This window comes from Parafrankia sp. FMc2 (assembly GCF_041008525.1).
In the GTDB taxonomy this organism is placed as follows: domain Bacteria; phylum Actinomycetota; class Actinomycetes; order Frankiales; family Frankiaceae; genus Parafrankia.
Map to the genome: position 1 here is coordinate 38,322 of NZ_JBFLUG010000014.1, position 17,732 is coordinate 56,053.

Sequence of the window (17,732 nt, forward strand, 5' to 3'; positions counted from 1 at the left end):
CAGCGCCGCACGACAGGACGAGGAATGCGCATGGACCTGCTCCGGAACAGCTCGCTGATCGCCGCCACCGTGACCGCGGGCCTGATGGCCGGCCTGTACTACGCCTATGCGTGCTCGGTCATGCCGGGCCTGCGGGCCGCCGACGACCGCACCTTCGTCGCCTCGATGCAGTCGATCAACCGGGCGATCCTCAACGGCTGGTTCTTTCTGATCTTCATCGGCACGCTGCTGCTGACCGGACTGGCCCTCGCCGCGCAGTTCGGCGCGGGCGCGCGCCCGGCCCTGCCCTGGATCATCGCCGCGTTCCTCCTGTACGGCCTCACGATCGTCGTCACCGGCGCGGTCAACGTGCCCCTCAACGACGAGCTCGTGGCCGCCGGCGACCCGGACCGGACTGTCGATCTGGCGGCGGCGCGGGCCCGTTTCGAGGCGACCTGGGTCCGGTGGAACCTGGTCCGGACAGCGGCCTCCCTGGCCGCGTTCGGCTGCCTGACCTGGGCACTGGTCCTCGAGGGCCGCGGTGGGAGCTGACCGCCCGGGTCGGACCCGGGCCAGCCAGCCCCACCAGCGCGTCAGCCCGTCACCCGGGACAGTGCGAAGCGCTCCACGATCGTCCGGCAGAACGCCGGCAGGTCAGCCGGCGACCGGCTGGTGATGAGGTTGTCGTCCACGACGACCTCCTCGTCGACGACCTCCGCCCCGGCGTTGCGCAGGTCGGTGCGGATGCTCGGGTACGAGGTGAGCCGACGCCCGCGTACGACGTCGGCCTCGACGAGCAGCCAGGGCCCGTGGCAGATCGCGGCGACGGGCTTGCCTGCCTCGGCGAACGACCGGACGAAGCTGACCGCGTACCGGTTCATCCGCAGATGATCGGGATTGGTCGTCCCACCCGGCAGGAGCAGGGCGTCGTAGTCGTCCGGCGAGGCATCGGACACCAGCCGGTCGACGGGGACGGTCCCGGCGGGGTCGGTGTCGAACTGCCGGGTCTGGATCTCACCCGGGTGGATCGAGATGACCTCCGCGGTCGCGCCGGCGCCCAGCAGCGCCCCGCGGGGCTGGTCAAGCTCGACCCGCTCGACACCATCGGCGGCGAGGATCGCGATCTTCCGGTTCTCGAGGCTGTGCGTCATGGTGGTCACCTCCGCTGGCGGCAGACAAAAGGTCCTGCCCTGGACGTGACCTCGCACCCGCGCCCCAAACATCCGCCGGGATGGACTTCTCGGGTACCGTTCGAGAAGTGATCATGGGGGCGGCGGACCTGTTCCTGACAACCGTCGGGCGACGACCCGACGGGCTCTGGGCGGCTCCGGGCCGCGTCACCGTCATCGGGGAGCACACCGATCACAGCGATGGCTTCGTGCTGCCGATCGCGCTCGCGCAGCGGGTCGTCGCCGCCGTCGGCCGCCGGGGCGACGGGCAGCTCGTCGCCCGCTCGGCGCAGCAGCCGCACAAGCCGTATGCCCAGGCGCTGAACCAGGTGACACCCGGCCCGGCCGCAGGTTGGAGCGGCTACGTCGCGGGGGTCGCCTGGGCACTGCGGGAGGCGGGCCACGACATCGGCGGCGTCGACATCGTGGTCGACGGCGATGTGCCGGTCGGGGCCGGGCTCTCCTCCTCAGCCGCCCTGGAGTGCGTGACGGCGCTGGCCCTGAACGACCTGTTCGGCCTGGGCCTCGGTCGGGTGGAACTGGCCCGCCTCGGCCGGCAGGCCGAGAACGAGTTCGTCGGGGTGCCCTGCGGGATCCTCGACCAGTCGGCATCTCTGCTGGCCACGGAGCGACACGCGCTTCTTCTCGACACCCGCTCGCTGGCGTATGAGCAGATCCCGTTCGACCCGTCCGCCGCCGGGCTGGCCCTGCTCCTGATCGACACCCGTTCCCGCCACGCGCTGGTCGACGGGCGCTACGCCGCCCGCCAGGACGCCTGCCGACGGGCCGCGCAGGTGCTCGGCGTGCCGGCGCTGCGGGACGCGACGCTGGACGGGGTGCTGCGGCTGGGCGATCCGCTCCTGCGCAGGAGGGCCCGCCACGTCGTCACCGAGAACGCTCGTGTCACCGAGGCCGCCGGTCTGCTCCGAGGCGGCGCCGTCCACCGCCTCGGCCCCCTGCTGACCGCCTCGCACGCCTCACTGCGGGACGACTTCGAGGTGACGGTTCCCGAGCTCGACATCGCGGTGGAGGTGGCGCTGGCCTCCGGCGCGCACGGGGCCCGGATGGTCGGAGGTGGCTTCGGCGGCTGCGTCCTCGTTCTCGTCGACGCGGCGGCTGTTCCGTCTGTCGCCGCGGCTGTGGCGGCCGCGTTCGCGCAGCATGGTTTCGGCCTTCCTCTGCATTTCCTTGCTGTCCCCTCGGAAGGCGCCGGTCGGATCGGATGATCGTGGGCGCGACCCGCCACGGTGGTTCGCACCGGCGGACTGCCTTCAGGTACCCAGGGTGCTGGCCGGCGGTGCGGCGGACTGGGACGGCGCAGCCGCAGCGTGACGGTCGGCTACCAGGTGGGGGAGCAGGCGGTCGAGCCAGCCCGGCAACCACCAGTTCGCGCGGCCCAGGAGAGCCATGGTCGCTGGAACCAGCAGCATGCGGACGATTGTCGCGTCGAGCACGATCGCGGCCGCCAGCCCGAGGCCCATCATCCTGACCAGCGGTGACGGGTTGGCGACGAAGCTGAGGAAGACAACTGTCATGATCAGTGCGGCGGCGGTGATCACACGGCTGCTGCCCGCCAGGCCGCGGGCGACCGATTCGATGTTGTCGCCGGTGGCGTCGAACTCCTCGCGAATACGGGAGAGGAGGAACACCTCGTAGTCGATCGACAGCCCGAACAGTACCGCGAAGAAGATCGTGGGTAGCGGGGAGGCGATCAGATACGTCTCGTCCAGGCCGAACAGCCCGCCGAACCACCCCCACTGGAACACGGCGACGACAACGCCGTACGCGCCGCCGATGGACAGCAGGTTCAGCATGACGGCCTTCAAAGGCACCGCGAGAGAGCGGAACACGACCATCAGCAGCAGGAACGAGGCGGCCAGAATCGCAGCGATGAAGAGCGGCAGGGTGTCGGCGAGCTGTCTGGTGAGATCGTCGGTCATGGCGGTCAGCCCCGACACCGCCACGTTGTCGGGGACGCGGTCGCGGATACGGGCGAGGGTCTCGGAGGTCGCCTCGTCCGCGGGAGCGGTCGTGGGGAACACCCGTAGGACGGCGACGTCACCGGCGGGGGACAGCCGGGGCTCGTCGACCGTCGCGATGCCGGAGTCGGCGGCGAGACGTCGGGACAGCGCCGGAAGATCGCCGCTTTCGACACCCTGGCCGCGCAGATCGGCTACGACCAGCAACGGCCCGTTGATCCCGGGGCCGAATCCTTCGGCAAGCAGGTCGTAGGCGCGGCGGTGGGTGGCGTCGCGGGAGTCGTCGCCGGCGTCCGGAAATCCTGTCTGCATACGCAGGGCGGGCGCGGCCAGCGCGAGCAGCACCGTTCCGGCGACGAGCAGGTATGGCCAGGGGCGGTCGGCCACGCGGTGCGCGAAGCGCCACGAGATCGACCCCCGAGGGCTGCTGCCAGGGCGCCGCAGACCCCTGATCCGACCTGTGTCGATGCGGTCGCCGAGCAGCGTGAGCAGGGCTGGGAGCAGGGTGAGGGCGCTTGCCACCGCGAACAGCACGACCAGCGAGGTGCTGAGGCCGATCGAGGTGAGGAAGCCCAGGCCGGTCAGAGACAGGGCAGCCATCGCGACGACGACGGTGCCTCCGGCGAGCAGCACCGCGGTTCCCGACGATCCCATCGCCTCCGCGAGCGCGACGCTGTTGTGTTTGCCGGCGGCGCGGGCTTCGCGGTAACGGGCGACGATGAACAGGGCGTAGTCGACGCCGACACCCAGCCCGATCATCGCGCCGATCGTTGGTGCGGCCGAGGAGACGTCCAGGGCGTTGGCGAGCAGCACCACGCTCCCCACACCCGTCGCGACAGTCACCAGCGCCAGCGCGATCGGGATCAGTGCGGCCACGACCGTGCCGAACGCGACGACCAGGACGACCAGCGCGGCCAACAGGCCGGCCGCCTCGGCACCGGACGTCTTCGCCTCGGCGTTGATGAAGGCGGCGTCGCCGCCGAGCTCTGCGATCACCCCGGCGTCGCGTACCGGGCGGGTCGCGTCCGTGATCGCGGCGAGTGTATCCGTACCGATCTCCGTCGCGGGAAGGTCCAGGGCGATCTCGGCGAAGCCGATCCGCCCGTCGGGGGAGACCGCGCCCGCGGTGAACGGGTCGGCGACGTCGACGACGTGATCCACACCGGCGATCCGCCTGACCGCGTCCGTGACCGCGGCACGGTGACCGTCGAGCCGTTCGCCCGCCGGGACGGCGAACACCACCAGGGCGCCGCCGCCCGCAGCCTCGGGAAACTGCCTGTCGAGCAGCTTCATCGCCTTCTCACTCTGGCTGCCCGGAGCGACGAAGTCGTCGGTGAACGAACCGCCGGCCGTGCCGGCGAGGGCCAGCACGAGTAGGACGACGAACACCCAGGCGATGACCGTGGCCCCGGGCCTGCGTGCACTCGCGTTTCCGATGCGGCGGGTGAGCCGTTTCATGGCGGGGTTCTCCTGCGGGCGGGGTGTTCCGGACGGTGGGATCCGGTGGCGCGACCAGCGGCGGTCGCCACACGAGGGCGGTGTGGGTGGTGCGGTGCGGACCTGGCTGGGCGGTGCCGTGGTGAACGCAGGACCGCCATGCGTCAGCAGAGGTTCAACTGTGCGTGCTGCGCCGGCTGTAGTCGCCCGCCTGAAGGCGGATGTAGATGCCCCGCCGCGAGGGGGCTGCAGGGCGAGGATTCCGCGTGTTTCTCCGTCTGGAGGGGGAGGGCGGACTACGTCCGGAGGCTGAGGACTGCCATACAGGTCTCGCATACCGTGAGCCTGTGTTCACTGACGAACCAACCGTCTCCCGTCACCCGCCCCGCTGAGAAACGATGGACAACGGTATGGCGTCTTTCCGGCCGCAGCCCGGACACATCACGGGCAGGTTCCGCGGCCCCTTCGTGCGGTGGCCTCGTGCCACGGACGCCGGGCTCGCGCTCACGTCGTTCCTCATGACTGTGTTCGTGGTGGACGGGCCGGGCGACACAATGTCCGTCCGGCCGGTTGACGATGTCCCGGTCCTCACACTGTTGGTCTGCGCTGTGACCAGCCCGGCGGTCTACTGGCGCCGACGAGCGCCCCTGGCTGTGCTCGGCCTGGCACTGACCGGCTGGGTCGTGCTTCTCGGCAGTGGCCTTCTCGGCAGTGGCAACACGCCACCTGCCTGGGCCACGATCATCGGTCTCTACGCCGCGGGCCGCTACGCCACCGGGGACTGGAAGGGAGCCGCGGGCGTCGCCGCGGCCGTCGTTCTGGTCAGCGCGGACGGCCTGGACGATCCGGGCCCGTGGTGGCAGGTGCTCGTCTTCGGCGGCCTGGTCATGTCCGGGGCGTGGTATATCGGCAGCCGTGTACAGCTGCGGCAGGATCGCGCGGCCCAGCAACGCCGGGAACGCGCGGCCGAGACCCGCCGGATCGTCGCGGAGGAACGGACCCGGATCGCGCGGGAGCTGCATGATGTCGTCGCCCATCGGGTCAGCCTCATGACGGTGCAGGCGAGCGGAGCCCGGGCTGTCGCGACCGAGGACCCGCAGGCCGCTCTGCAGGCGATGGGAGCGGTGGAAGAGGCGGGGCGGCAGGCCCTCGACGAGCTGCGCCACCTGCTCGGCGTCCTGCGGCCGGAGGCCGATCCCGATGAGCTGGGTCCCCAGCCCGGCCTCGCCGACCTGCCCCGGCTCGCCGAGCAGATCCGCCGAGCGGGGGTGGGCGTGCGGCTGGTGACGGCCGCGCTGCCGGCGGGGCTTCCGGCACGCACAGATCTGTTCGCCTACCGGATCATCCAGGAGGCTCTCACCAACGTGCTCAAGCATGCCGGCCCCGGAACCCCGGCCGAGGTGCGGCTGTGCGTCGGCCGGAAGGAGATCGCCATCGAGATCCACGACCAGGGCGGCGGCACCTCGGCCTCCGGGGCGGGAGACACCGTCAGGAGGTCAGGAGGTCACGGGATCATCGGGATGCGGGAGCGAGCGCTGCTGCTTGGCGGGAGCCTCGACGCGGAACCCTGCGAGGGCGGAGGGTTCCGCGTCATCGCCCACCTGCCGATCGGAGGAAAGCCCGCATGAGTATCCGGGTGGTCATCGTCGATGACCAGGCCCTGGTCCGTGGGGGGCTGGCGATGGTCCTGCGGGTACACGGCGACATCGACGTCGTGGCCGAGGCCGGGACCGGCGTGGAAGCGATCGAGGCGGCGCGCCAGCACCGTCCCGACGTGATCCTGATGGATATTCGGATGCCGGAGATGGACGGCCTCGAAGCGACGTCGAGAATCCTCGGTGAGGCGGACTGGGATGTGCGGGTGCTCATCCTCACCACCTTCGACCCGGACGAGTACGTCTACGCGGCGCTGCGGGCCGGAGCGAGCGCCTTCGTGCTCAAGGACATTCCCGCCGAGCAGCTCGCCGACGCCGTTCGCACCGTCGCTGACGGCGGTGCGCTGCTGGCACCGTCGATCACGCGGCGCCTGATCGGGCGGTTCGCCGAGCGGCGGCCGGTGAGCCCGGCCGTCACACGCCGGGTGGAGCGCCTCACCAGCCGGGAACAGGACGTCGTCATCGCGGTCGCGCGAGGGTCCAGCAATCCGGAGATCGCCAGGGAGCTCTTCATCGGGCCTGCCACGGTCAAGTCACATGTGTCGAGCATCCTCACCAAGCTCGGGCTGCGTGACCGTACCCAGATCGTGGTCTTCGCCTACGAGAGCGGACTGGTCGAGGCCGGCGATCGCGACATCGGCCGGTGAGCCCGCGTGGGTGGACGCCGGACCGGGCCGAGCTCGACCCGGTCCAGGCTCCCCGCCCCGGCTCAGCCCGCGAGCACCCGAATGCCACAGGACGGCTCCGCGAGGTAGACCTGGTCGGGCTGGCCGGCGTTCAGCGTGACCTGGTTCTCGTTGGTCGAGGCGGTCGCGAAGTCGAGCATGCGGCCGTCGCTCAGCGCGTGCAGCGCGAGCTCGCACTCGTCTCCGCCGTTGAAGTCGACGACCTCGACCTGAACGGTGCCCTCGGTGTGGAACGCCTCGGTGTCGCCCACGGACGACTCCTGCGCGAACGGCAGCCCGGTGTCGCCTGTCGTCCGCAGGCCCTGGACCTCGCACTGCTCGTTGTTGACGTCGAAACGGAACTCGCCGGTCTGGGCGACCTGGTAGGTCGTCGTGCCCCACAGCTCGGACAGCGTCCGGCTCTCCCCGGTGGTGACGTCCGTGACGACGATCGTGCAGCCGCCGGACCCGTCGCTGTCGCCGTCGATCCGGTTGTCGATGCGCAGCCGCCACGGGGCGTCCGCGCTGAAGGTACCGGCCTCGAGGTCGGACGACGACGAGGAGGAGGCAGACGAGCCTCCGTCATCGTCGCCGCCACCCTGCAGCGACAGCACCACGGCCGCGGCGACGGCGGCCCCGGCGACGATGCTGGCCACGCCCACGAGCGCCGCGATCCGTGCCCTGCTTCTCCGGCCGCGCCCCCCGCTGCCGGGGGAGCTACCCGCCCCCGCGGCGCTCCCGGTGCCCCGACCGGCACCGGCGGGTGCGACCGTCGCGGACCAGGGCGGGGTCGGCGGCAGCGCGGACGAGGTCTGCAGCTGGCGCGTGGCCAGGCCGGGCTCACCCTCGGGGAGGGCGCCGACCAGGGCGGTGAGCAGATCGACAGCCGTCGGCCGACCGGCGGGATCGCGCGCCAGTGAGCTCGTCACCGGCCCGTGCAGAGGCGCGGCGAGCGCGCCGAGGTCGATGGTGGGCTCGGCGAGGAGAACCCGGTGCAGGACGGCCGGCGCGGGGCCGGAGCCGAACGGCGGCTCACCGGTGGCGGCGAAGCACAGGATGGCGCCCCAGGCGAACACGTCCGTCGCCGGTGTCGCGTCCTGACCGGAGACCTGTTCCGGCGAGTGCCAGCCGGGGGTGCCGACGAACTGGCCGCTGACGGTCAGCGCCGCGGCGTCGGCGGCCGCCGCGATGCCGAAGTCGATGACCTTGGGCCCGTGCGGCGTCCACAGCACGTTCGACGGCTTGAGATCCCGGTGGATCAGCCCGCTCGCGTGAATGGAGAGCAGCGCCTCCGCGAGGCCGGTGGCGAGGGTGATCTGGTCGTCCTCACCGAGCCTGCCGACGGTGCGGATGTGCGTGGCCAGGTTCGGCGCGTCGACGAACTCGGTGGCCAGCCAGGGCCGGTCGGCGTCCAGTTCGAAGTCGACCAGGCGGACGGTGCGGGTTCCACCGACCCGGAAACACGCCTGGACCTCACGCTGGAACCGGCGCCGGAAATCGGGATCGTCGGCGAGTTCCTCGCGGACGAGCTTGACGGCCACCTTGCCGAACGGCCCGTCCGCGAGGTAGACGACCCCCATGCCGCCGCTGCCGAGGCGGCCGATGACCCGGTGCCGCCCGAGCGTGGTCGGCTCACCGGGCCGTGGCGGCTGGATTCGTGCGTCGGTCGTGTCCACGCTCGTTCGAACTCCCCCTGGTTACAGACCGTGTCGCGGCATTGTCCGGAGCCCGGGTCCAGGAATGCGCCCTGGACTCGGGCACCAGGCATGTTCAGGCAACACTGCCGACGATCGGCGGGTCCCGCAACCCCCCGGCGGCGCCAGGAAAGAAGCTGGTCGATGCGCCAGGCTCAGGCGGACTGGCCGAGCTGGAGTGGCAGGGCGACGAGCGAGCGGATCGTGGTCGTGAAGGTGGGCTCGAAACCCTCCGGCACACGGTAGTCGGGGATGCGCGCGAGCCATTCACGCAGTGCGATGCGCAGCTCCAGGCGCGCCAGGTGCGAGCCCAGGCAACGGTGCGGGCCCCGCCCGAACGCGATGTGCCGGTTCGGCTCGCGGTCGAACCGGACGACATCCGGGTCGGGGATCTCCTCCTCGTCGGTGTTCGCGGAACCGAGCAGACCGGTGACGACCTGGCCCTTGCTCACCGGGCAGCCGGCGATCTCGGTGTCCTGGGTGGCGAAACGCGCCACCATCATCACGGGCGACTCCCAGCGGAGCAGCTCCTCGACGGCACCGGGGATCAGTGCGGGGTTGTCCACCAGCGACTGCCGCCGCTCGGGGTGCAGCGCGAGGTGCAGCATCATGCAGTCCAGCGAGGCGGAGACGGTGTCGAGGCCGGCGACCAGGAACAGGAAACAGATATCGAGGATGTCCTCGTGGGACAGTCGGGCGCCGTCGACCTCGGTCTCCAGGAAGCGGCTGACAATGTCGTCGCCCGGGCTGGCACGCCGGTCCGCGATCACGGCGTCGAAGTACTCGTAGATGGCCGTGGCGGTCTTCTTGAGCAGGGCGACCGAGTCCTCGTGCCCGCGGGGCTGGCCGGTGATCGCCTCGGGGCGGATGAAACCGTCCTTGAACTCCAGGAAGGTGGGGAGCTGGTCGAGGGGCAGCCCGAGCAGCGAGAGGAAGACCTGGGACGGGAAGCGCACGGAGAAACGATCGACGAAGTCGACCTCCCGCTCGGCGGCTATCGTGTCGACGAGCCCGCGGGCCAGCTCGGTGATCGGCCCTTCCATCTGCTTCATCCGCTGCGGCGAGAACAACGGGTCGAGGATCTTGCGGTAGTCGCGATGCCTCGGCGGGTCGATCTGCAGCGGGATCAGGGGCCGCTCGGTGCCGGTCTGCGTCGTGGCGACTCCGGAGGAGAAGACCGCGGGGTTGGTGAGCAGGGCCGCGATGTCGGCGCTGCGGGTGAGCAGCACGCCACGGGTGCCCAGCGGGAGCGCCCCCTTGGCGCGTAACGCGGGAAAGATCGCCTGCGGGGCGGTCAGGAACGCCGGGTTCTCCATCGGATTCGATCCCTGCGATGCCGCGTCGGACGACGCGCTGCCCATGGACATGGTTGGCCTCCTGTCACTGCCTACAAGGCCCCAAAAATTATACTAAGTTCAAAATTGAGACAACCCCTGACCACGACCCCTGACCGCGACGTCCAAACAGGTTCCCCGCGTCGGGGTGTTCGTGCGGGCGAGAGCGATCCGCCAAATCGTGTGGATGATGACGCGGCCGGGGCCCCGTGATGAAACCGCTGGTCAACGGACCGGCATGCGCGGGGGGCGAAACGGAACCGCAGGTCGCCGCGTCGTGCTGCCAGCCACCCGGACCCAGAGCTGCGGGGAGCAGAGCGATCGCGGCACTACACTTGGACAGTGTGATCGATGGGCCGTCGGCGGAGATCGTCTCTTCGCGCGGCCCGTCGACACCGCCCCCGGCCGCCGCGGCGCGCATGCATGCGGCAGCAGCCGCCACGGTGCCAGGAAACTCCGGCGTGCTACCGGCCGCTGCGGGCACCGGGAAACCCCCGGTATGGGCCGGCGGGCGGTCCGGCCGTGCCACCCGTGCCGCTGTGTTCGCCTGCCTGACGGTCGGTCTCTCGGTTGCCGCGCACCGGGCGTCCGGTGGCATGACGCCTTCGCTGCCCGTCAGCGTCATGGGCCTGCTGCTGACCTGCCGGGTCGGCTGGGGTGTCGCCGCCACCCGGGTCTCGTTGGCACGGCTGGTCGCCCTCGTGTTCGGAGTGCAGGCGGGCCTGCACCTCGCTTTCGCGATGAGCGCACCCGGCGGTCAGCACGGCGGCCCGTTGGCTGCCGGGCACCCGCCTCCCGGCCCGGTCACCGGCGAAGGAGTGCACCTGCTGGCGGGCGGCGTGTCCGCCCTGGCCGGGCACAGCCTCGCGACTCTCTGCCTGGCGGTATGGCTGGCCGCGGGCGAACGGCTGGTGTGGCGGGTCGCGAGCCGGGCCGCCACGGCCGTGCGGCGGGCGGCCGGTCGGCTGCGGCGTCGCCGCGCGCGCCTGGTGCCACCGGCCGTCCGGCTGCTGCTCAGACTGCCACCCTGCTCGGGGGCGGCGCGGCTGCTGCCGCTTCGCCATGTGATGCCGCGCCGCGGGCCGCCCCGGCACCGCGCCGAGCTGGTACCGGTCGTGCGGTTCGCCCCCGGTGTTCTCAGGGTGAACCCGCCGGTCGCGGTACCGGGGCACTGACCCCCGAGGCTGTCGGCCGTCAGGGGCCTCTGGCCTTCTCTGGCCCATCTCGCCTCTGGCCCATCTCGCCCAGCCGGTCCGCCGGGCCGTCGCGCCGCTGCGTGTCGGCTGCGCGGCCGGCGTGACCGCATCGAGCGTGAGCGGAGGCGGCGTAGCCCGCCCCCGCATCCACCCTGTCGGCAACTGCGGCCAGTCGTGCGGTGCCCGGGCACCGTCCCCTGCCGGCGGCTGGCCGCCGCCCGACCCGGTCCACCTCTGGTGGACCATGGCGTTTGGGAGCCACCATGAGCCAGGAAACGCACCCCACTGGTCATTCCGTCGGTTCGCGTCCCGCGCCGACACATCCCGTACACCCGGCACACCCCGTACACCCGGCACAGCCGCCGGCAGCGGCGGGGGGCGCGCCGAACCGGCGTGCCTCCGGCGAGCTGGAGCGGGAGGTCCTCAACCTGCTCTGGTCCGCGGACGAGCCACTCATGCCGTTCCAGGTGCAGCAGCGCCTCGGCGGCGGCCTCGCGCAGAGCACGGTTGCCACCACCCTGCTGCGGCTGATGGACAAGGGGCTCGCCGACCGCGCCCCCCGAGGAAAGGGCTTCGGCTACCGGGCGCTGCGGCGCGCCGAGGACCACGCGGCGGTACAGATGGTCGCGCTGGTCCGCCGGGGCGAGAATCCGGATGACGTCCTGCGCTGCTTCGCCAGCCAGCTGCCCGCTGGCTATCAGCGGGTGCTCCGCGAGGCGCTGACCGTCTCCGGCTGACCGTCTCCGGCTGACCGTCTCCGGCTCACCGCGGGGCAGTCCGGGCCGATCGAGCGCCGACGGCTGCCCGTTACCTGGCGTGGGTGGGACGTCAGGCCCCCCGACCTGACGTCCCACCCACGGGCCTGATTCCGGGCGCGGCGGCGGCTGTTCACCTCGCCGTGCGTCGCCCGGGAATGGCTGACAGCGATGCCGTGGCCGGTGTGTGGCGGCGGGACGGCTCACCTGCTGTCAGTCGAACGTGGCGAGCTCGTCCAGCAGATCCGCGGCGCCGCGCAGGCTCTGGGCGACCTGGCGCAACCGCAGGGCGCGGAGGTCCGTGGCCTTCGCCGTGACCTCCGGTCCGGTCAGGGCCTCCAGAGCGAAGCTCGCCAGCAGCGCCGGATGAACGGCCAGGGGCACCTCGGCGTGCCCGGCCCGGGCGTCGGCGGCCAGGGTTCTGATCTCCTCGGCCAGCTGATGGGCGAGGAGATGCACCGATGTCATCCGGTCCGCGTCGTCGCGAGATCCGCAGGTGTGGGCCGCACTGGCGTGGGCCACGCCAGCCTGGGTCGGCCACCGCCGGGCGGGATTCGCCTCCTGAGGCAGATCGACGACCGCTGCCGCTGCGGGATCCGGCGGCACGGTACCCACGGCCGCGAGGCTCAGTGCCGCGGTGGCCACGTCTCTCGGGCTCCGGCGTGTCTTTGGCATCTTTTCCCCGTTGTCGTGGACGCGTCTGATCCGCAGGCGCATAGGGCGAGATGCGCCGGGCCGTCTACCCCAGGAGCCCGGCAGGATCCTGTGTCGGGTCGACGCCCCGGACAACACCAGTAAAACTTCTGCCGGTTCCTGCCAGAGGATATCGGGGCAGCTGCCGGGAATTGCGGGTGCCGGCGGTCCGGCGGCATCTTTCGCCAGCCTGGCAGCCCGCCGTGTGGCCGGCAACCGCTCCGGCGCAGTGTGGGACGGTGGGACAAATGATTGGCCCTGACCTGCTGTAACATAGCCCGCTGGGACGCGGAGCGGGTCGGCGCGAGCTGGCGGTGACAAGCGGTTCGTGGTCCGACACGGGGTGCATACCGGGTGGAGGTCTGCGCGGATGGCATCGCCCTCCGAGGAGCTGGGCGAACTCCTCGCAGCGCTGAAGAAACGCAGCGGTCACAACTACGAATGGCTTGGCCGAAAAGTCAACGCCAGCAAATCCACCGTGCACCGCTACTGCACGGGCCGTTCGGTGCCGTCGGAATTCGGCCCGCTGGAGCGCATCGCCAGGACGTGTGGCGCCGACAGCGTCGAGATAGCGCAGCTTTTTCGGGCATGGGAGCGCGCCACCGCAGCGTCGCCGGGCGCGGACGGTGCCGCACCGGTGCGGGCTCCCTCCCGAAAGCAGTCTGGTGGTTCCAGGAACGCCGAGAGTTCCAGGCATCCTGAGAGCGACGCGGCCGCCGGGGCACCCGCGGACCAGGAGAGCGGTGAGGATCTCGGGAGCGCCCAGATCCACCGGCCCGCCGAGACCGCGGAAGGCGGCGGCGAGCTGGCCGCGCCAGTGCCAGTGCCAGGCACGGACACGGACACGGACACGGATCCAGATACCGAGAGCGAGCCTCCGCCTCCGCCTCCCGCGGAACTTCTGTCAGCGCCTCGGAGCCCCGCGGTCGCGGCTGTGTTCCGCCTACCGCGCCGCCGCGGCAGGCGGGTGGTCGTGCTGGGCGCAGTCGTGGCGCTGCTCCTCGGCGCCGTCGGCATCGCCCTGGCAGTCGCACCGGGCGACGAGGTCCGCGCCGGGCCACTCGGGCCGCCCCTGGCCAGCGGGGCGGACTGGGCGCTCTCGGCGGTGTTCTCCCCGGACGAGCAGCTCATGGCCACCAGTAACCGGACCGGCGAGGTGCGGCTGTGGGACGTCTCGGACCGCGGGGCGCCCAGGCGGCTGCCGCTGGTGCTCACCGGTCCGCTCGGCGGAGTGACGTCGATCGTCTTCTCGCCCGACGGTCGGATGCTGGCTGGCGGCGACTGGCGGGGCACCGTGTGGCTGTGGGACGTCACGGACCGCCGCAGACCGGCAGTGGCCGGGCGGTCACTGGCCGGGCACACCGGCCCGGTGTGGTCCGTCGTGTTCTCCGCCGACGGGTTGACGCTCGCCAGCGGCAGCGACGACCGGACAGTGCGGTTGTGGGATATCGCCAGCGCCACACCGACGCAGCTCGCTCAGTTCACCGGCGACACCGCCTACGTCACCTCGGTGGCGTTCTCGGCCGACGGCCGGATCCTCGCCGCCGGTGGTAACAGCCGGGTCCTGCTGCTCTGGGACGTCACCGATCGCTCGGCGCCGCGCCGGCTGCGTTCGGAGGTGAGCCTGGCCGCCCCCGGGTACGCCGTGGCGTTCTCCCCGCAGGATCGCACGCTGGCTGTCGGCGACGGCGGCGGCGCCGTGCAGCTGCTGGACCTCACCGACCCGAAGACGCCCCGTCCGCTCGGCCGGCCGCTGACCGGGCACACCAACCGTGTCTGGACGGTGGCGTTCGCGCCGGACGGCCGCACTCTGGCCAGCGGCAGCTTCGACCGCACGGTCCGGCTGTGGGACGTCGCCGATCCCGCCCGGCCGGCGCCGCGCGGCAGGCCGTTGGAAGGCCACGGCGGGTGGGTGCTGTCGGTGCGGTTCGCCCCGGACGGTGACCTGCTGGCCAGCGCCGGCGCCGACCGGACCGTCCGGCTGTGGTCGACGCCCTGAGCGGCCGTGCCGCCCGTGCCGCCCGCGCCGGGCTCAGTGCTCGCCGCGGATGAGCAGCGGAATGTCGTGCGCGTAGTCGGCGACGGTGGTGCCGGCCTGGTAGGCGACCCGGGCCACGCCGTCCGGGCCGAACGCCGTGACCTGGGAGCCGTGCGGCACGACCCGGGCGCCGTCGGGGTCCTGTCGCGGTGGCGCGAGCGGCACGTCCAGCTGGTCGGCCAGCCCGGCGACGTCGTCCCACGTGCCGGTGACGCCGAGGAAGGACGCGTCGAACTGACCGAGCCACCGCCGCACGGCTGCCGGGGTGTCCCGCTCGGGGTCGGTCGCCACGAAGACGACCCGCAGGTCCTCCCGCTGCGCCGGGGTGAGCAGGGAACGCGCGGCGGCCAGGTCGGCCATCGTGGTCGGGCAGATGTCCGGACAGCTGGTGAAGCCGAAGAACACCAGGGTCACCTTGCCGGCGGTGGCGGCCCGCAGGTCGAAGGGGTTGCCCACAATGTCGGTCAGCGCGGTCGTCGGCTTCGGCACCGGCGTGGTCAGCACGATGCCGCGGACACCGGCGGCGCCGTCGACCTGGCTCAGGTCGACGGGCGCGGCGGTCGGGGTGCCTGGCCCCGAACCGCACCTGGCAGCCAGGGCGCCGAGCGCCAGGACCAGGAGCAGGACCAGGAGCAGGACCAGGACTGCCGCCGCACGCCGGTGCGGGTCAGGCCGCCCGGCGGGCGAGCTCGAGCGCGTACTCGGGCCACCACTGCCCGGCAGGCGGCCCGCCGTTGCAGGTCCCGTCGGATTCCCCCGGCACTTTGATCCACAGGAACGCATCGACACTCGCATCTCCGGTCTGGGTGGTCGGGAGCACCCCGAGGCCCCTCCCGGGCGGGTTGCACCAGGCGCCGTCCGGTGCCCGGTCCCGGCCGTTGCGGGAGGTGTCGACGACGAAGTGAACGCCGCCGCCGAGGGCCGCCGAGATCTGCCGGCCGTAGGCGACCTCGCTCGCCGTGTCGTCGAAGTTCGACACGTTCAGCGCGAACCCCCGGGCCTGGTCGACACCGGCCGCGCGCAGCCGGGCGGCCATGTCGGTGGCGCTGTGCCAGCCGGCGTTGCCGGCGTCGAGGTAGACGGTCGCACCGGCGTCGGTGAGCGTGCCGGCCGCGTGGCGGAGCAGGTCGAAACGGGCCTGCCGCTCGGGGGAGGTCAGGCAGTCGACCAGGGAGATGCCGTCGGGTTCCAGGATGACGATGGCCGGGCCGCCCCGGACGCCGGCCGCGAAGGCGGCGATCCATGCCCGGTACCCCTCCGGTCCGGACGCGCCGCCGGCGGAGTAGCTGCCGCAGTCGCGGTCCGGGATTCCGTAGGCGACGAGAACAGGCAGGGCACCGGCCGCGCGGATCAGTGATACGTGCGCCCTCACCCGGGCCGTCAGGACCGCCGGCTCCGCGTCACCGAACCAGCGTGCGGCCGATCCGCCGGCCATCCGGGCCATCAGGGCCGCGTCCGCGGGCGCGGTGGCGCGCAGGTTGCGGGCGGCGGTGGCCGCGTCGCTGGTCGGATCGACGTGGAACCGTGCGCCGGCGACGGGGTTGCCCCCGGCGCCCGGCCGCCCGCCGGCGGGGATGGTGCCGGGGGCCGTCTCCCGGGGCGTGCCGGGGGAGGAAGCGGCATCGGTTGCCTCCGCGGTCGCCGCGGCGGAGGCGGCGGCGGCCGGTGCCACGGTCGCCGCCGGGCTGTCGGACGGTAGGGCGGCGCGCCCGGGGCTGCGCTCGGGCTGGTCAGGCGAGGAGTCCGCGTGGGGAGTGCCCCGGCGCTCGGCCGGCCCGTCAGCCGTGAGGTGGGCATCCGCTCCGCCGTGACGGGGCAGGGGCCCGGCACCGGTCCACAGGGAGAAGCCGGCGATGACCGCCACCACCGCGGCGAGCGCCACCCACCACCGCGGCCGTGGACGTCGCCGGCCGGCGCCGTGCCGGCGTGGGCGCCGCTGGCCCGGCGGGGCAGGGGAACTCGTCGGGTAGACAGACATGTCAGGCCGCGTTGCGGACGAGTTCTTCCGCCTGCGCCGGCCACCAGGTGCCGGCGGGCGGGTTGCCCCGGCCGCACTCGCCGTCACTGGCGCCCGGCGTCTTGATCCACAGGTAGGCGTCCGCCAGCGGGTTTCCGGTGGCGGTCGTCGGGGCCTGGCCCAGGCCCCGGCCCGGCGGGTTGCACCAGGCGTTCTCCAGGCCGTCCGCCGGCCCCCGGCCGTTGCGGGAGGTGTCGACGACGAAGTGGGAGTTGCCGGTCAGACCGGAGATGACGGTTCCGCGGGCCACCTCGTCCTCGGTGCGGTAGTAGTTGGACACGTTGACCGCGAATCCGCGGGCGCGGGCGACCCCGGCCCGCAGGAGCCGCTCGGCGATGGTGGCGGGCGCGGTCCACCCGCAGTTCGCCCCGTCCAGGTAGACGCTGGTGCCCCCCAGACCGGCGTAGACGTCCACCGCGTCGTTCAGGAGCTGGTATCGCTCCTCCTGCAGGGCCGGGTCGAGGTTGTCCAGCTGGCCGAGCGAGTCCGGCTCCAGGATGACGACGGCGTGGCCCGCGCCGATGCCGGCGGCCACCTGGCGGGTGAACGCCCGGTAGGCGGCGGCGTCGGCGGCACCGCCCGCGGAGAAGCCCGCCCCGGCGTCACGGTGCGGGATCGCGTAGACCATGAAGACCGCGGTGGCACCCGCGGCCCTCGCGGCTTCGCCGCGCTGGCGCACCGCCGCGGTGACGTCGGTCAGCCAGTCCCCGACCGGGAAGGCCGTGGGAGTCCGCACGAGCGGCTGGATCAGGCCGGCGTGTGCCGGGTTCGCCGCGGCCTCGCCCGCGGCCTGGCTCGCCGGGTCGGTGAGGAACGGCTCCCGCGGGGCCGGGGCGGTGGAACCGCCGGCCACCGCCGCCGGTGGCGCGGCCGGACCGGCCGGACCGGCCGCACCGGCGCCGCCGGTGCACGCGGCTGAGGGAGCGCCGGCGGCGTTGAGGATCGTCGCGGTCGGCCGCGTCGGGGAACCCGAACCGTGGGGCTCACCCGGCTCACCCGGTCCGTCCGACCCACAGGCGGCGGCGAGGACGACGGAAAGCAGGAGCAGCGCCGTCAGGCACCGGACCCGCACTGCTCGGCGCACCGGCCCTGGCGCCTGCACCGCCGCCCTCCGACGTTCG

General features: G+C 72.6%; 15 protein-coding genes. 7 read left to right on the plus strand and 8 right to left on the minus strand.

The window, feature by feature from the left end; genetic code table 11:
• Window positions 1–30 precede the first annotated feature (30 nt).
• The gene (locus AB1460_RS07750; RefSeq protein WP_368959921.1) at window positions 31–531 is read left to right on the plus strand and encodes a DUF1772 domain-containing protein; all 501 of its coding nucleotides are present in this window, start codon (window positions 31–33) and stop codon (window positions 529–531) included.
• A gap of 41 nt (window positions 532–572) precedes the next feature.
• Here AB1460_RS07750 and AB1460_RS07755 read toward each other — a convergent pair whose 3' ends face one another.
• Complete coding sequence (locus AB1460_RS07755; RefSeq protein ID WP_368959922.1) at window positions 573–1,130, minus strand: type 1 glutamine amidotransferase domain-containing protein; 558 nt, start codon at window positions 1,128–1,130, stop codon at window positions 573–575.
• Between the two features lie 113 nt (window positions 1,131–1,243).
• Between AB1460_RS07755 and galK the strand changes: the two genes are divergently transcribed.
• Complete coding sequence (gene galK, locus AB1460_RS07760; RefSeq protein WP_368959923.1) at window positions 1,244–2,374, plus strand: galactokinase; 1,131 nt, start codon at window positions 1,244–1,246, stop codon at window positions 2,372–2,374.
• Between the two features lie 45 nt (window positions 2,375–2,419).
• On the opposite strand, the gene AB1460_RS07765 is transcribed toward galK, so the two are convergent.
• Window positions 2,420–4,585 (minus strand): MMPL family transporter, encoded by a 2,166-nt coding sequence (locus AB1460_RS07765; protein WP_368959924.1) that lies wholly within the window; start codon window positions 4,583–4,585, stop codon window positions 2,420–2,422.
• Between the two features lie 446 nt (window positions 4,586–5,031).
• Between AB1460_RS07765 and AB1460_RS07770 the strand changes: the two genes are divergently transcribed.
• Entirely contained in the window at window positions 5,032–6,192 is a 1,161-nt protein-coding gene (locus tag AB1460_RS07770) for a sensor histidine kinase (protein ID WP_368959925.1), read from the plus strand.
• On the plus strand, window positions 6,189–6,866 hold the full coding sequence (locus AB1460_RS07775) for a response regulator (protein ID WP_368959926.1): 678 nt from the start codon (window positions 6,189–6,191) through the stop codon (window positions 6,864–6,866). Before AB1460_RS07770 ends, AB1460_RS07775 begins: the two co-directional genes overlap by 4 nt.
• Window positions 6,867–6,928: 62 nt before the next feature.
• Here the strand turns inward: AB1460_RS07775 and AB1460_RS07780 are convergent, their stop codons facing one another.
• Complete coding sequence (locus tag AB1460_RS07780) at window positions 6,929–8,560, minus strand: serine/threonine-protein kinase (protein WP_368959927.1); 1,632 nt, start codon at window positions 8,558–8,560, stop codon at window positions 6,929–6,931.
• Between the two features lie 173 nt (window positions 8,561–8,733).
• Window positions 8,734–9,894, minus strand: a complete 1,161-nt coding sequence (locus AB1460_RS07785; protein ID WP_071085605.1) for a cytochrome P450 — start codon at window positions 9,892–9,894, stop codon at window positions 8,734–8,736.
• Between the two features lie 614 nt (window positions 9,895–10,508).
• On the opposite strand from AB1460_RS07785, the gene AB1460_RS07790 reads away from it, so the two are divergent.
• Entirely contained in the window at window positions 10,509–11,087 is a 579-nt protein-coding gene (locus AB1460_RS07790; protein ID WP_368959928.1) for a hypothetical protein, read from the plus strand.
• 284 nt (window positions 11,088–11,371) lie between these two features.
• On the plus strand, window positions 11,372–11,845 hold the full coding sequence (locus AB1460_RS07795; RefSeq protein ID WP_368959929.1) for a BlaI/MecI/CopY family transcriptional regulator: 474 nt from the start codon (window positions 11,372–11,374) through the stop codon (window positions 11,843–11,845).
• Between the two features lie 231 nt (window positions 11,846–12,076).
• Here AB1460_RS07795 and AB1460_RS07800 read toward each other — a convergent pair whose 3' ends face one another.
• On the minus strand, window positions 12,077–12,331 hold the full coding sequence (locus AB1460_RS07800) for a hypothetical protein (protein ID WP_368959930.1): 255 nt from the start codon (window positions 12,329–12,331) through the stop codon (window positions 12,077–12,079).
• A gap of 595 nt (window positions 12,332–12,926) precedes the next feature.
• On the opposite strand from AB1460_RS07800, the gene AB1460_RS07805 reads away from it, so the two are divergent.
• Window positions 12,927–14,555 carry a helix-turn-helix domain-containing protein gene (locus AB1460_RS07805; protein ID WP_368959931.1) on the plus strand — a complete coding sequence of 543 codons (1,629 nt, stop codon included), beginning with the start codon at window positions 12,927–12,929 and terminating at the stop codon, window positions 14,553–14,555.
• A 33-nt stretch (window positions 14,556–14,588) separates the two neighbouring features.
• Here the strand turns inward: AB1460_RS07805 and AB1460_RS07810 are convergent, their stop codons facing one another.
• The 3 genes from AB1460_RS07810 to AB1460_RS07820 form a co-directional block, all read right to left on the minus strand.
• Complete coding sequence (locus AB1460_RS07810; RefSeq protein ID WP_368959932.1) at window positions 14,589–15,098, minus strand: SCO family protein; 510 nt, start codon at window positions 15,096–15,098, stop codon at window positions 14,589–14,591.
• Window positions 15,099–15,261: 163 nt separating this feature from the next.
• Complete coding sequence (locus AB1460_RS07815; protein ID WP_368959933.1) at window positions 15,262–16,476, minus strand: glycoside hydrolase family 6 protein; 1,215 nt, start codon at window positions 16,474–16,476, stop codon at window positions 15,262–15,264.
• A 97-nt stretch (window positions 16,477–16,573) separates the two neighbouring features.
• Entirely contained in the window at window positions 16,574–17,713 is a 1,140-nt protein-coding gene (locus AB1460_RS07820) for a glycoside hydrolase family 6 protein (protein WP_368959934.1), read from the minus strand.
• Window positions 17,714–17,732 lie beyond the last annotated feature (19 nt).